The organism is Polaromonas sp. P3_A5, from assembly GCF_056403055.1.
Map to the genome: position 1 here is coordinate 1,331,934 of NZ_JBFUGF010000001.1, position 13,818 is coordinate 1,345,751.

General features: G+C 61.9%; 15 protein-coding genes. 8 read left to right on the top strand and 7 right to left on the bottom strand.

Features of this window, described 5'->3' with window-relative positions; all coding sequences use genetic code 11:
- Window positions 1–32 precede the first annotated feature (32 nt).
- Complete coding sequence (locus tag AC1DU8_RS06450) at window positions 33–590, bottom strand: helix-turn-helix transcriptional regulator (RefSeq protein ID WP_457280177.1); 558 nt, start codon at window positions 588–590, stop codon at window positions 33–35.
- Window positions 591–687: 97 nt separating this feature from the next.
- On the opposite strand from AC1DU8_RS06450, the gene AC1DU8_RS06455 reads away from it, so the two are divergent.
- Together AC1DU8_RS06455 and AC1DU8_RS06460 are read left to right on the top strand one after the other, a co-directional pair.
- A complete protein-coding gene (locus AC1DU8_RS06455; RefSeq protein ID WP_457280178.1) occupies window positions 688–1,395 on the top strand; it encodes a CoA transferase subunit A in 708 nt (235 codons plus the stop codon).
- Between the two features lies 1 nt (window position 1,396).
- Window positions 1,397–2,032, top strand: a complete 636-nt coding sequence (locus AC1DU8_RS06460) for a 3-oxoacid CoA-transferase subunit B (protein WP_457280179.1) — start codon at window positions 1,397–1,399, stop codon at window positions 2,030–2,032.
- 42 nt (window positions 2,033–2,074) lie between these two features.
- On the opposite strand, the gene AC1DU8_RS06465 is transcribed toward AC1DU8_RS06460, so the two are convergent.
- From AC1DU8_RS06465 to AC1DU8_RS06485, 5 genes are all read right to left on the bottom strand, one after another.
- Window positions 2,075–2,953, bottom strand: a complete 879-nt coding sequence (locus tag AC1DU8_RS06465; protein ID WP_457280180.1) for a DMT family transporter — start codon at window positions 2,951–2,953, stop codon at window positions 2,075–2,077.
- 102 nt (window positions 2,954–3,055) lie between these two features.
- Window positions 3,056–3,211: a hypothetical protein gene (locus tag AC1DU8_RS06470; protein ID WP_477689298.1), complete on the bottom strand. Its 156-nt coding sequence runs from the start codon at window positions 3,209–3,211 to the stop codon at window positions 3,056–3,058.
- 66 nt (window positions 3,212–3,277) lie between these two features.
- Window positions 3,278–3,859 (bottom strand): MarR family winged helix-turn-helix transcriptional regulator, encoded by a 582-nt coding sequence (locus AC1DU8_RS06475; protein ID WP_457280182.1) that lies wholly within the window; start codon window positions 3,857–3,859, stop codon window positions 3,278–3,280.
- Entirely contained in the window at window positions 3,856–5,055 is a 1,200-nt protein-coding gene (locus AC1DU8_RS06480; RefSeq protein ID WP_477689299.1) for a Gfo/Idh/MocA family protein, read from the bottom strand. The genes AC1DU8_RS06475 and AC1DU8_RS06480 overlap by 4 nt, the downstream gene beginning before the upstream one ends.
- Window positions 5,052–6,047, bottom strand: coding sequence for a PDR/VanB family oxidoreductase (locus tag AC1DU8_RS06485; protein WP_477689300.1), 996 nt, complete (start codon window positions 6,045–6,047; stop codon window positions 5,052–5,054). The genes AC1DU8_RS06480 and AC1DU8_RS06485 overlap by 4 nt, the downstream gene beginning before the upstream one ends.
- Before the next feature lie 145 nt (window positions 6,048–6,192).
- On the opposite strand from AC1DU8_RS06485, the gene AC1DU8_RS06490 reads away from it, so the two are divergent.
- The 4 genes from AC1DU8_RS06490 to AC1DU8_RS06505 all read left to right on the top strand — a co-directional run bounded on the left by AC1DU8_RS06490 (window position 6,193) and on the right by AC1DU8_RS06505 (window position 10,764).
- Complete coding sequence (locus AC1DU8_RS06490) at window positions 6,193–7,500, top strand: Rieske 2Fe-2S domain-containing protein (protein WP_477689301.1); 1,308 nt, start codon at window positions 6,193–6,195, stop codon at window positions 7,498–7,500.
- Between the two features lie 79 nt (window positions 7,501–7,579).
- A complete protein-coding gene (locus tag AC1DU8_RS06495) occupies window positions 7,580–8,569 on the top strand; it encodes a Bug family tripartite tricarboxylate transporter substrate binding protein (RefSeq protein ID WP_477665672.1) in 990 nt (329 codons plus the stop codon).
- Window positions 8,570–8,724: 155 nt separating this feature from the next.
- Window positions 8,725–9,717, top strand: a complete 993-nt coding sequence (locus AC1DU8_RS06500; RefSeq protein WP_477665673.1) for a substrate-binding domain-containing protein — start codon at window positions 8,725–8,727, stop codon at window positions 9,715–9,717.
- A gap of 81 nt (window positions 9,718–9,798) precedes the next feature.
- Window positions 9,799–10,764, top strand: a complete 966-nt coding sequence (locus tag AC1DU8_RS06505) for an EamA family transporter (RefSeq protein ID WP_477665674.1) — start codon at window positions 9,799–9,801, stop codon at window positions 10,762–10,764.
- A gap of 171 nt (window positions 10,765–10,935) precedes the next feature.
- On the opposite strand, the gene AC1DU8_RS06510 is transcribed toward AC1DU8_RS06505, so the two are convergent.
- A complete protein-coding gene (locus AC1DU8_RS06510) occupies window positions 10,936–11,553 on the bottom strand; it encodes a TetR/AcrR family transcriptional regulator (RefSeq protein WP_477665675.1) in 618 nt (205 codons plus the stop codon).
- A gap of 122 nt (window positions 11,554–11,675) precedes the next feature.
- On the opposite strand from AC1DU8_RS06510, the gene AC1DU8_RS06515 reads away from it, so the two are divergent.
- Together AC1DU8_RS06515 and AC1DU8_RS06520 are read left to right on the top strand one after the other, a co-directional pair.
- Window positions 11,676–12,974, top strand: a complete 1,299-nt coding sequence (locus AC1DU8_RS06515; RefSeq protein ID WP_477727038.1) for an NAD(P)/FAD-dependent oxidoreductase — start codon at window positions 11,676–11,678, stop codon at window positions 12,972–12,974.
- Window positions 12,971–13,780 (top strand): DUF1365 domain-containing protein, encoded by an 810-nt coding sequence (locus AC1DU8_RS06520; RefSeq protein WP_457280190.1) that lies wholly within the window; start codon window positions 12,971–12,973, stop codon window positions 13,778–13,780. The genes AC1DU8_RS06515 and AC1DU8_RS06520 overlap by 4 nt, the downstream gene beginning before the upstream one ends.
- The last annotated feature ends 38 nt before the right edge of the window (window positions 13,781–13,818 follow it).

Sequence of the window (13,818 nt, forward strand, 5' to 3'; positions counted from 1 at the left end):
CGTAGCAAATTAAAAAATTGAAAATGGTCCGTTCACGAGCCGGCCATGAGCCGGTGTACCAGGTCGGCCGTGGTGGACGCCTTGTACTTTCGCATCAGGCGGGCGCGGTAAATTTCGACGGTGCGGTGGCTGATCACCAGCGCGCGGCCGATTTCCTTGGAGGTCATGCCGTCCATCAGGTGCGCGGCCACTTCACGTTCACGCGCGGTGAGCTCGGCCGTGACGGGGCGGCGCGAACTCAGGTCCTCGAAAGTCCAGATGCCGGCTTCGTGCGGTGCGCTGCGGTTGAGTGCCCGCCCCGTGACGTGGCACCAGAAGGTTTCACCTTTGTTGCGGCCGTCCACGCGCTTCATGATGCGGTCGTCGGAATACAGGCCCTTGGCGTTCAGGATGGGAATCATGCGTGCGCCTATGCGCTCGTACTCGTCCGCACTGGGATAAAGAATCATGAATGACTGGCCGGCGAGCTGTTCGCGCGTGGCGCCAAACATCTCGCACAAATGCTGGTTGCAGTCCACAATGGAGCGGTTGCGGGACAGCACCAGTCCCACCGGTGCCAGATCGAATGCGAGTTGGTAATCGACTTCCACAGTACTTACCTTTACGGAAAACTACCTAACTTGATAAGTAGTATCGTAATGGATTGCTGATGGCACCTGCCAGCGTCACGACACAAGGAGATTATTTGTGAAAAAACTTTTCCCTTCCGCCGCAGAAGCCCTCAAGGGCGTCGTCAAGGACGGCCAGCTGATGGCCGTTGGCGGTTTCGGCCTGTGCGGTATCCCCGAGGCGCTGATCGAAGCCCTGCGCGACAGCCAGGTGAAGAACCTCACCGTGATTTCCAACAACGCCGGTGTTGACGGCTTCGGCCTGGGCAAGCTGCTGGAAACGCGGCAGATCAAAAAAATGATTTCGAGCTACGTCGGCGAGAACAAGGAGTTTGAGCGCCAGTACCTGGCGGGCGAGCTGGAGCTGGACTTCACGCCGCAAGGCACGCTGGCAGAAAAGCTGCGCGCAGGCGGTGCCGGCATTCCGGCCTTCTTCACCAAGACCGGCGTGGGCACGCAAGTGGCAGACGGCAAGGAGCTGCGCGAGTTTGACGGCGAGACCTATGTGATGGAACGTTCACTGGTGCCTGATGTGTCGCTGGTCAAGGCGCACACGGCCGACAAGTCCGGCAACCTGCGCTTTAACCTCACGGCCCGCAATTTCAACCCGGCCGCCGCAATGGCCGGCAAGATTTGCATTGTCGAGGTGGAGAAGATCGTTGAGGTCGGCGAGCTGGCGCCGGACGACATCCATCTGCCCGGTATTTATGTGCATCGCATTGTGCTCAATGCGAACCCCGAAAAGCGCATCGAAAAGCGAACCATCACCGAGAAAGCGGGAGTTTGATATGCCCTGGACCCAAGACCAAATGGCGGCACGCGCCGCCCAGGAACTCGAAGACGGTTTCTATGTGAACCTCGGCATCGGCATCCCGACGCTGGTGGCCAACTTCACGGGTGACAAGGAAGTGTGGCTGCAGTCGGAAAACGGCATGCTGGGCATTGGCCCGTTTCCGACCGAAGACCAGGTGGACGCCGACCTGATCAACGCCGGCAAACAGACCGTGACGACGATCAAGGGCTCATCCATCTTTGGCAGCCATGAAAGCTTCGCGATGATTCGCGGCGGCAAGATCAATTTGTCGATTCTGGGCGCCATGCAGGTCAGCGAAAAAGGCGACCTTGCCAACTGGATGATCCCGGGCAAGATGGTCAAGGGCATGGGCGGCGCGATGGACCTTGTTGCCGGCGTCAAGCGCGTGATCGTCCTGATGGAGCACGTTGCCAAAAAGAAAGACGGCACCGAAGACATGAAGATACTGCCGAAATGCACGCTGCCGTTGACGGGCGTGGGCGTGGTGGACCGCATCATCACAGACCTCGCCGTGATGGACGTGGTGCCCGAAGGCCTCAAGCTGGTGGAGCTTGCACCCGGCGTCACCCGCGAGGTCTTGCAGGCCAAGACGGGTGTCCAGCTGATTTGATCTGCAGCCGGGCGGTGGTTTTGCACTGCCGCCCGGCAACTTTCAGCGTGCGGCTAACGGCTGCACAGGGTTGCGGAAGACCTGCACCAGGCCCAGCAGGATCGCCAGCATGCCCGCCAGGCTCCAGGGCGCCAGGCGGTTGCCCAGCACCAGGTAGTCGAGGGCAGCCGTGCCTGCAGGCACCAGGTAGAACAGGCTGGTGACGTTGACCAGATTGCTCGCGTGAATCAGGCGGTACAGCAGCAGTGTGGCTACCACCGACATGACAACCCCCATCCACACCAGTGCCACCCAGAAGCCGGTGCCCAGATCAACAGACATCGGCTGAAACGGCGCAAAGAGCAGGCACAGCAACAGGCTGCAGGCCAGCTGCAGCGGCAGCACTTCGCGCGGCGCTTGCCTGACTGACTTTTGCAGGATGGCGCCCACTGTCATGCAAGCCAAAGCGCCAAAAGCAAACAGCATCCCGGTGGTGGTGAAGTGCGCACGCGCAATGCTTTCATACACCACCAGCACCAGTCCGCCCAGGGCCAGGCCAAGGCCTGCCAGCCGCCGCCGCGAAAAGGCCTGGCGCTCTGTCAATGCCAGCGTCAGGATGGGCTGCACGCCCAGCACGGTGGCCAGCACGCCGGGCGTGAGGCCGTGGTCCAGCGCCAGCAAATGGCAGATGGAATAGCTGCCGATCATCAAAAGCCCCGTCAGCGCGACGCGCAGGCGCGTGCCGGGCGCCGGCAGCCAACGCCGTCTGGCCAACCCGAGTGCCAGCAGAATGCTGAGCGCAAGGGCAAACCGTAAACCCAGAAAGGCGAAAGGGCTGGCGTGCTGCAGCCCGAGTTTGGAGAAAAGCGCGCCGCTGCTCCAGATCAGGACGAAAAGGGAAGTCGGGCCGAAGGTGGCCCAGGCCGTGTTTTTTGAAATCATGAAATTACCTGCCGAAAGAAGGACAAGCTCCAGCGAGCGCACGTGGCGCGGCTGCGCCAGTGGCTGAATCAAACGAGGCTGGAGAGCTGGACCGGCTGGGACTCAGCCGGGAGCGCGCGCGGCCGGCGGGTAAGCGCCGGAAGCGACCACGTTGCGCGGAGGTGCGGCAGGTGGGGGAGCGGTAAAGCCGCCTGTCAGGCGCATGTCATCGGCCAGCAGGGCTGGCGCAGTGGCATGGCTTGAAAAAGGCGTGTACATGGGCAGACTATACCCGGTGAAACGGCGGCGGGAGCGATGGGCTCATGAAGAGACGCTGCGCGGGGTTCAGGACGCGGCTTTTTTGCCACGCTTGCTGCGCGTGGCCGAGGGTGACTGGGTGGCCTGGGCGGCCGGTTTTGCGGCAGCCTTGCGCTTCGTTGCGGGTGGTGTTTGCAGCAGCTCGTCTTTTGCGAGGTTTTCAATCATCGCCAGCAGCACCGCGCGCGTGGTTTTGATGTCTTCGGGTGCAATGCCTTCGATGCTGACGTTGTTGGTTTCTTCGGCCAAAGGCACCAGCAGCTTCTTGAGCGCCCGGCCTTTGTCGCTCAGGTGCACGTACATATTTTTCTTGTTGGTGGGCAGCTGCTTGCGCACGATGTAGCCCAGCGACTCCATGGCCTTCATCGCAATGAACGTGGTGGGTTCCATCACGCCTGCGCGCGCGCTGAGCTCCTTTTGCGTCAGCCCGTCCGACTCCCAGAGAATGCGCAGGAAGGTCCAGTGACCAAAGGGAACACCATGCTCTGCCAGCCGCACCTGCAGCGCGCGGTGAAAGGCCCGTGAGGCATCACGGATCAGGTGCGCGAGGCGGTCATTGGGAACGGCTTCACGCCAGTGCCGGATGATGTTTTGGGTGTCGTTGGTCATGAACCGGCATTGTGACGCACTTGATACCCCGGCCGGCAATCCCGCCCGGTGCGGGCAGACTCCAGCAGCGCCAGGCACACCGCCGTGGTGGCCCGGGCCCATTCACCGCTGTGAACCGGTGAGTCGCCGTTCACCACTGCGGCAAAGAGCTCATCGATCACTTCCTGGCGCGGAACCGGCGGGGCTGGAAGGGGGTCGAAGGTTTTTTCGCCGTCAGCGTAGATGGCGATGCCTGCCGGACCGGGGCGAAGATCCGCTTTTTCGCAGCTGACGATGAACTGGCCGAAGTGCTGGTGCTGCAGGCCTTGCGGCAGGGCGGTGCCGGCCATGTACAGGCTACCGCCGTAGTTGCGCGCCGCTTTCAGCGCGGCTTCTTCAGCCGGGGTGGACGCAACCTGCAGCCGTTTGCGGGCGGCGCCATAGTCATTCGGGTTTTTGGCCTGGCCCATTTCGCCGATGTTGCCCAGCAGCTCATCCGAGTCATAGTGACCATAGCCACTGTAGGTGGCAGAGGCGAACGCACCGCCTTCAAATTCGATCAATGCGCTGTAGGCGCCTTCAGTGGGGCGAGCGGTATCCCAGGCGCCGCTGTGGGCCCGCACGCTGCGCACCAGCCCGCCGCCCAGCAACCGGACGATGTCCATCTGGTGCGTGGCCTGGCTGTGGATCACGCCACCACCGGCTGCCGTGTCGAGTTCCTCCGGCCTGCGCGGCCGGTAGAGGAAGTCGGTGTAGTTCATGGCGTGAATCATCTTCACCGCGCCGTAGCGGCCGCTGTCGATGAGTTCGCGCGTGCGCCGTATCGGCGTGTTGAAGCTATGACTGTGGCCGACGATGAGGTGAACGCCTGCGCTGCGGGCCGCTTCAATCATGCTGGTGCATTCGTCAACCGTCAGGGCCATCGGCTTTTCCACCAGCACATGTTTACCGAAGGAGGCGGCGAGGCGCACGTGCTCCGCATGGAACTGGTGGGGCGATGCGATGTAGAGCACTTCCACGGCCGGATTGGCGCACAGCGCTTCGATGGATTCGTAGCTGGGCGCGCCGAAATCTTTTTCAAACTGCGCCCGGGCCTGGGCAATCGGGTCGGTCGCGCCCACCAGCGTGACGCGGCTGTCATGCACAAAGGTGGGCAGCATGAGCGTGAACGCCCGTCCCAGGCCCACCACGCCCATCTTCAGTGTGCGGTTTGTCATAAGTCCAGTACCAGTTCTGTCGATTTTGCGCGTGAGACGCAGACCATGATGTGGTCGGCCTTTTCCTCGTCGGTCAGCACCATGTCGCGGTGCTCGGCCTGGCCTGCCAGCAGGCGGGTCTTGCAGGTGCCGCAGGTGCCGCTCTCGCAAGAGCTGGCCACGCGCAGGCCCGTGGCGCGCAAGGCCTCCAGAATGGTTTGTTCTGCACTAACCTCGACGCTCTTCCCGCTCTTTTGAAGCCGCACGGTAAAGGGCGTGTTATCGGCATACACCGTGGCGTCGACGCCGAAGCTTTCAAAATGCACCGAACCCGAAGGCCAGTGGCCCGACATGTCGGCCACGCTGTCCATCAGGCCTTTGGGGCCGCAGCAGTAAATGTGCGCGGCGGTGGGCTTTTCAAACACCGGCCACAGGTCCAGCGCCTGGTCGATGTCGCCGTTGTCGTGGTGAATCTGCACCTGGCCAGCAAACTCGGATTGCAGCTCGTGGATGAACGCCGTGCTGCCCGCATCGCGCGTGCAGTAGTAGAGCTTGAAGCTGGTGTTCGTGCGCTTGAGGTGGCGCATCATCGATAGCACCGGCGTGATGCCGATACCGCCCGCCACGAAGATCGACTCAGCGGCGTGGCTTGCCAGTTCGAAGTTATTGCGCGGCGCGCTGACTGGCAGCAACTGCCCCGCTTGCACGTCGTCCGCCATGCTGATGGATCCGCCACGGCCGCGCTCATCACGCTTGACAGCGATCTGCCAGGAGCCGTTGTCAGCCGGGTCGCTGCACAGGGAATAGTTGCGCCGCACGCCGCTCGGCACTTCAACCGTCAGGTGCGAGCCGGGCGTGAAGGCGGGCAGGGGCGCGCCGTCCGGATGACGCAACTCGAACAGGTAAATGCCTTGTGCAACCGCTTCCTTCCTGACCACCCGCAGGTTAAAAAAATCCGGCTCAATGGCGGCCGCGGCAGGGCTGCCTGCTGCGACGCTAGGGTTAACGCTCATCGTTGTCTCCGCACGGTTGTTGACAAATATCAAAAGTCCGATATTCTTAGTGTGCTAAGAATAATCTGCTTGCCCCGGATTTGCAAGCTGCTTTTTGATTGCATGCGAGCCCATGAATTAGCAACCGATGTGAAGGATATTTGCGATGTTGACCGCTGAAGAAAATGACCTGTTGTGCCGCGTGGAGGGTCAGGCTCCCATGGGCCAGTTGATGCGCCGTCACTGGACACCGGTCTGCCTGATCGAAGAAGTCAGTGAGCCTGACGGCACGCCGGTCAAGGCACGGGTGTTTGGGGAAGACCTGGTGGTGTTTCGCGACACCAAAGGCCGGGTCGGCGTGATGGACGAATATTGCCCGCACCGGCGCGTGTCGCTGGTGTTTGGCCGGAATGAAGACTGCGGCCTGCGTTGCCTCTATCACGGCTGGAAGATGGACGTGGAGGGTAATGTGCTGGAGATGGTTTCAGAACCCGCCGCCAGCGGCATGGCGCAAAAGGTCAAGCACCTGGCTTATCCGGTGAAGGAGTGGGGCGGTTTTGTCTGGGCTTACATGGGGCCGAAAGAGACGCAACCTGATTTTGTGCCACCGGCTTGGGCCCCCACCGCCGACACGAAGGTGACGATTGCCAAAGCATTGATTCCCTGCAACTGGGCACAAATCCTGGAGGGTGCGGTCGACTCGGCCCATAGCTCCAGCCTGCACTCTTCAGACATGGTACCGGCGCGCGTGGAAGGCGCCGAGGCCACGGATACCAACTGGCTGCGGCCCTCTACCGACAAGGCGCCGCGCATGCAGGTGGAGCGCGGTGCTTACGGTTTCCGTTATGCGGCCATACGCCGCCCCATCAAGAACGCGGCAACCAACGACTACATTCGCTCGACGGTGTTTGTGGCGCCCGCCACCGCACTGATCCCGCCCAACAACCTGTACAACGTCGCCAACATCAACGTGCCGATGGACGACACCAACACCGCGTTCTATTTCATTGCGTGGGGCCATCCGTCGCAGACGCCCGACACCGGCACCTGGCGCAAATTCCTTGGCCAGCAGCTGGGCGCCGACCTGGACGACAAATACCAGCCACTGCGCAATCGTGCCAACCACTTCTGGCAGGACCGCGAAGCCATGAAAGCCGGTAACTTCACCGGTATCACCGGTTTCCCCAATCAGGACATCGCCATGTGGGTGACCATGGGCCCGATTGCCGACAGAACGCATGAACGTCTGGGCGCCAGCGACATGGCGGTGGTGGAGTTTCGCAGGCAGATGCTGGAGGCGGTGAGCGCGTTCCAGGCGGGGGAAGCCGCCATCGGCACAGGCGAGCTCCGTATTCCGCCCAGTGTGGTCGCTTTTCAGGCTATTGTTCCGAAAACGACGGACTGGCGTGCCTACCAGGCGTCCTATGTGTGGGATTCCCGCGAGCCAGCGCTGGAACCGTCCTATTCCACCTAGGGCGCCACATAGGGCATTTTTTCTGCCTCTGTGCTTCTTTTCCGCCATGACACTTTAAAAAATCATCAGGAGACATTTCATGAAACAGCGCCGTCATCTTCTTCATCTTCTAGGGGCCAGCGCCATCCTGGCAGCCGGCACTCTGCTGCCGATGTTTGCCGCCGCCCAGGGTGCCTACCCCAATCGCCCCATCAAGTTCGTGGTGCCCTACGCGGCCGGCGGCCTGCCCGACACCGTGGCCCGCATTTTTGCGCAGCGGCTGGGCGACAAGCTCGGCCAGTCAGTGGTGGTTGACAACCGTCCGGGTGCCAATGGCGTCGTGGCCGCGCAGGCGCTGGCCACCGCCCCGAAAGACGGCTACACCTTCCTGGTAACGGACGGCTCGATGTTCTCCATCAATCCCGCCATCTACAAAAGCCTGGGTTACGACTTCAAACGCGATTTCATGCCCGTGTCGCTCGCGGCTCGCGCGCCGCTGTACCTGGCGGTTCATCCCAAAGTACAGGTCAATACATTTCAGGAGTTCATCGCGCTCGCCAAGGCCAAACCGGGAACCTTGAACTACGGCTCTTCGGGCATTGGCAGCACGCACCACCTGACCATGGAGGCGCTGAAGGCATCGCTCGGCCTGCAAATCACGCATGTGCCGTTCAAGGGCACGGGCCAGTCGGTTCCGGCGCTGATCGGTGGACAGGTCGACGTGTTGTTCTCGGCGCTGCCGTCCCTGGCCGGTTTTGTGAAAGGCGGGCAGGTCAAGCTGCTGGCCAACAATGCGGCCCAGCGCTCCAGCCAGGAGCCCAATGTGCCGGCGATTGCGGAAACCATTCCTGGGTTTGACTTCGCGCCCATCGTGGGCGTGCTGGCCGCTACGGGCACGCCGGCGAGTGCGATAGAGCGCATCAGCGCCGAGATGGCCCAGATCGCCAGGATGCCGGAAGTCATCACCACGCTGAACAACGCCGGCATCGAGCCCATCGGTAGCAGCCCTGCCGACTACAACAAGGCCATCCTCGGTGAAAACGAACGCCTGGCCAAGGCCATCGTGGCCTCCGGCATCAAGCCGGAATAAGGAGCCGCCCACAAAACCCTCCTGGCGTTGTTGCGCCGCCTTGCCGTGCTGTAGCACTGTCTGCGGCGACGCGCCTAGCCAGGACCGCTCCGCTGGGTTTTGTGAACGTCTCTAAACCTTCAATCCATCAAATCTCTCAAGGAACACACTGCGACATGTCAAAACTGAAACTGACTTTCGGCTGCTGGAACTATGACCGCACCCGCGCCTTGATGGACGGGAGCGTGCAGCCCGATGGCATCGACCTGAACTACCTCAACATGCCGGTGGAGGAAACCTTCTTTCGCATGCTCAGGCACAAGGAATTTGATGCGGCTGAAATGTCGCTCTCGTCGTACACCGTGTCCCTGTTCAACGAGTCGCGGCCGTTTGTGGCGATTCCGGTGTTTCCCTCGCGATTTTTCCGCCATTCCTGCATCTACGTGAATGCCAGGTCCGGCATTCGCGAGGCGAAGGACTTGATAGGCAAGCGCGTCGGCAACCCCGAGTACCAGATGACGGCGCCGGTGTGGATACGCGGTATCCTGTCCGACCACTACGGCGTGCCTGTTGACAGCGTGACCTACTTCACCGGCGGCGAAGAAGAACCCGGCCGATCCGAAAAGATCAAGCTGGATTTGCCGCCCAACATCAAGGTCGAGCGCATTGGGCCCGGGCAGACATTGGCGCAGATGCTGCTCGACGGCGAGATCGACGCGCTTTACACCGCGCGCATGCCTTCGAGCTTTTTGAAGGGGGGCGGCAAGGTCAAGCGCCTTTTTGAAGACTACGAACAGGTCGAACGCAATTACTTCAAGGAAACGAAAATATTCCCCATCATGCATACGGTGGCGATTCGCCGCGACGTGTATGAAGCCAACCGCTGGGTGGCACGCTCGCTGATGAAAGCGCTGGAGGAGTCCCAGCGGCGCACTTACGAAGACCTGTACGAAACAGCGGCGCTTAAGGTCATGCTGCCCTGGCTGACTTCGCACGTCGAGCAGGTCAAGCGTGAGATGGGCGAAGACTTCTGGCCTTACGGGTTTGAGAAGAATGAAGCCACGCTGCAGACCTTTTTACGGTACTCGTTTGAGCAGGGCCTTTCAAAGCGGTTGCTCACGCCGCAGGAGCTCTTTGCCCCCGAGTCACTGGAAGCTTTCAAGATCTGACATGGTGATGAATGCTCCTGTTTTGATAGCTGCTTGCGCCCGTCTTATAAGGGCTGAATGCCGATTTGATGCTTGATCTGGATGTCTGATACCTTTTTCGGTTACCTGCTGGCCAGCGCTGCGCTGTTGCTTTTCACGGTCTCCATCCTCGTTACCAAGGTGGCGTCCAGCCGCCTGGAGCTTGGCCTGGGCTTCCTCATCGCGGCTTCCTCCAACGTGGTGTTTTCCGCATTGGCCACGCTGGTGCAGATGGGCCTGCGCACGGATGGCTTGCGGTGGAACGCGCAGGCGTTCTGGCTTTTTGCCGCTGCTGGCGCGTTTGCCACTTACCTGGGGCGCTGGTTTTTTTACGAATCCGTGGTGCGTTTTGGACCGGCCAAGGCCAGTGTTTTCCAGATCAGCAGCCCGCTGTTCACCGCACTGATGGCCTGGCTGCTGCTGGGTGAGCGCCTGAGCTTGCTGGTGGCGCTGGGCATGGTCATGACGATTGGCGGCCTGATGCTGGTCAGCTACAAGCCCGGATTTTTTTCACGCCGCGGTTCCACGCCAGCGCTGGCGCCCGACGGAGGCCCCGCACCCGCAGCCACGCGGCCCACGGCGCTTCAGCGGGCGTTGCAGTCCGCCTTTTTGTTGGGCATGGGTAGCTCGCTGGCGTATGCGATCGGCAATGTGCTCAGGGGGTCAGCTGTGCGCAGCTGGAATGAACCCGTCGTGGGCGCGCTGATAGGCGCCGCCAGCGGCCTGGCGCTGCTCCTGGTTTTCAGCGCCGACAAGGGTGCGATGGCGGCCCGCCTGCGCTCAGCCAGCCGCAGTGGCATGGCGCTCTACGCCCTGATCGGCGTGACCACCATTTCAGCGCAGATGTGCGTGATCGGCGCCATGCGCTACATCCCGCTGTCCGTTGCCACGCTGGTGACGTTGTGCACGCCGGTCCTGGTGTTTCCGCTCAGCCATCTGCTGTTCAAGGACCAGGACGCCATCAAGGCCACCACGCTGGCGGGCAGTGGCTTGACTTTGCTCGGTATCGTGATCATCGTGATGCGTTAACGCACCGACCCTGACCCGGAAACTCAATACCGCAGTGCCAAAAAGGCACCCAGCCGGCACAGCCCCGATGATTGGGGTACGCGGTTACGAAGGAACTCAAGGCACAGATATCCTGGAAGGCTCCGAAGCAGTTATGCCGGTCCCTAAGGTCGGCCCCCTGTGCGCCGGCAATCAGCGGGCTTCAAGGCCTTCAAAGCACGTGCTCAGCACCAGGGCGACAATTTCATCGTCGGTGTACAGCTCTCCCATTTTCAAAAATTCCAGCACGGGATCGCAGGCGCGGGCATACAGGGTATACAGCACCGCAATGGGCGGGAGCTTGGGGTTGAGGGCGCCTTTTGCCTGCGCCGCCTCAATCCAGGCTCCCAGCCGGTCACTCACGTCCATGAGCCCGTCCATGTAGTCCTTGTTGGCGATCAGCGCGGTGCGCAGGCTGGAGTTCTGGCTGGGTAGCGAGGGCATTTCACCCGCCAGCTTCAGGCCCATGGTCCAAGCCACCACTTTGCGCAGCTTGTCCACGGCGGACAACTCGGGCTGCAAGTCGTCCAGAAAGGCCTGCGCCCGGCGCATGACGGACACCATGGCCGCCGCGGCGAGGTCTTCCTTGCTGGGGAAGTGCTTGTAAAGGCTGGCTTTGGCAATGCCCACGTCGGCCGCCACTTCGTCCACCGTCATGGCTTCAAACCCTTTTTCAGCCAGCAAACGGTTCACCGACTGGATGATGGCGTCTTCACGCGCCAGCAGCATTTGTGCCTTGAAGGAGGCCTTGGGGGGGAGGGGGCTCGTCATGCTGTGATTTTAGCCAGTTTAGTTTGAAAAAAGAATTATGAGGAAATATTAATACTGAATAGTTTTAATAAATACTGAGTAGTATAGAATTGACCTGAGCAATTCAAGGAGTGCGGGTGTCAATCAAAGTAGCCATCGTCGGTTCGGGTATTTCAGGCTTGGCGGCCGCCCACGCCCTCAGGGGCAAGGCAGACATCACGCTGCTGGAGGCGGGCGCCTGGTTTGGCGGGCATACCCACACCGTCGACGTGACGCTTCCCACACCGCGCGGTGAGGTCACCCATGGGGTGGATACAGGATTTCTGGTCCTTAACGAGCGCACTTACCCGCAACTGATCAAGCTCCTGGCGGAGCTGGACGTGGCAAGCGTCAAGTCAGAGATGTCGTTTTCGGTGCAGACCGACGATTTTGCCAACGGCCGCGCCATGGAATGGAGCGGCTCCAGCCTGAACACCGTGTTTGCGCAACGCGGCAATCTGGCCAACCCGCGCTTTTGGGGCATGCTACGCGACCTGCTGCGCTTTAACGCCCTGACCAGTCGCATGGCCCAAAGCGGAACCGATGCGCAACTGGGCCAACCCCTCGGAAAGTTCCTGGACGAGCACGGCTTCGGTGCCGCGTTTTGCGACTGGTACTTCCTGCCCATGATGGCCTGCATCTGGAGCTGCCCCACCGCGCAGATGCTGCAGTTCCCGGTGTCGACCATGGTGCGCTTTTGCCACAACCACGGCTTGCTGCAAATCACCAACCGCCCCCAGTGGTGGACCGTGCAGGGCGGTGCCAGGCGCTATGTCGAAAAAATCATCGAGGGCATTGCGGACAAGCGGCTGAACACCCCGGTGCGCCGTATCGAACACGTTGGCAACACGCCGGACGGCAAAGCCAGCGTGCGCATTCACACCGACGCGGGCGCCGAGCTGTTTGACAAGGTCATCATCGCCACTCATTCCGACCAGGCCCTGCGCATGCTGACCGCGCCGACGGCGCAGGAGCGTGAAACCCTGGGAGCCATTCACTACCAGTCCAACAAGGCCGTGCTGCACACGGATGCCTCCGCCCTGCCGACGCGCAGGGCCGCATGGGCGGCCTGGAACTACGAGCGCGCGGGCGGAGCCGGGCAGGAGGGCGCGCGGGTGTGCCTGCACTACCTGATCAACCGCCTGCAGCCTCTGCCCTGGGAGCAGCCGGTGGTCGTATCCCTGAACCCGGTACGCCCCATCGCACAGGAAAAAATCATCGGCGAGTACGACTACACCCACCCGGTTTTCGATCTGGCCGCCGTGGCGGCGCAAACCCGCATGCCGGCGCTGCAGGGCAAAAACCATCGCTACTTTGCGGGCGCGTGGATGGGCTACGGCTTTCATGAAGACGGCCTCAAGGCCGGGCTGGCTGCCGCCGCGCAGCTGTTGGCGGACGCATGAGCCAGCCCGTGCCGCTCATCGGTTTCGGCCAGGTGCGCCACACCCGCCTGCGCCCGCGGCGCCACGCGTTTGTTTACCCCACGTACTTCCTGATGCTGCCGCTGCGCAGCCTGCAAAAGCAGGCGCCGCAACCGGGCCAGTGGCGCATCAATCGCGGGGGCGCGCTGAGCTTTTTCGAGGCCGACCACGGCGACGGGCGCGCGCCGGAGCAGGGCGGCGCCATCGCCTGGCTGGACGAAGTGTTGCGGCGCGAGGGCATCCATGACGCGACCGGCGAGGCCTGGCTGCACACCTATCCGCGCGTGCTGGGCTACACCTTCAAGCCGGTGAGCTTCTGGTATTGCCACCGCGCGGCGGGCGACCACGAGGGCGGTCTGCGCGCCATCGTGGTGGAAGTCAACAACACCTTCGGCGAGCGTCACTGCTATGTGCTGGACGCCCCGCGCTATGGCGTGGAGCAGCGCGCGGACAAGGTGTTTCACGTCTCCCCCTTCAACCCGGTGCAGGGCCACTACCGCTTTCGCTTCATGCGCAGCGAACACGGCGAACAGGACGGACAGGCGCGTACGGTGGCCCGCGTGGATTTCTACGACGAAGTCGTCGCCGACGCCGCCGTGCTGCAGACCAGCGTGAGCGGCACGCTGCAGGCCATCACGCCCGCCGTCCTGCGCGGCGCCTTGTGGCGCTATCCCGCGATGACGCTGGGCGTGGTGCTGCACATCCACGTCCAGGCGTTGCGCCTGTGGCTGAAAAAAGTGCCTTTCTTTCGCAAACCCTCGCCGCCGCAAAGCCTTGTCTCGCGCTAGAGGCGCACGCGCAATGCATAAGCCCCATTCCAGGAGTC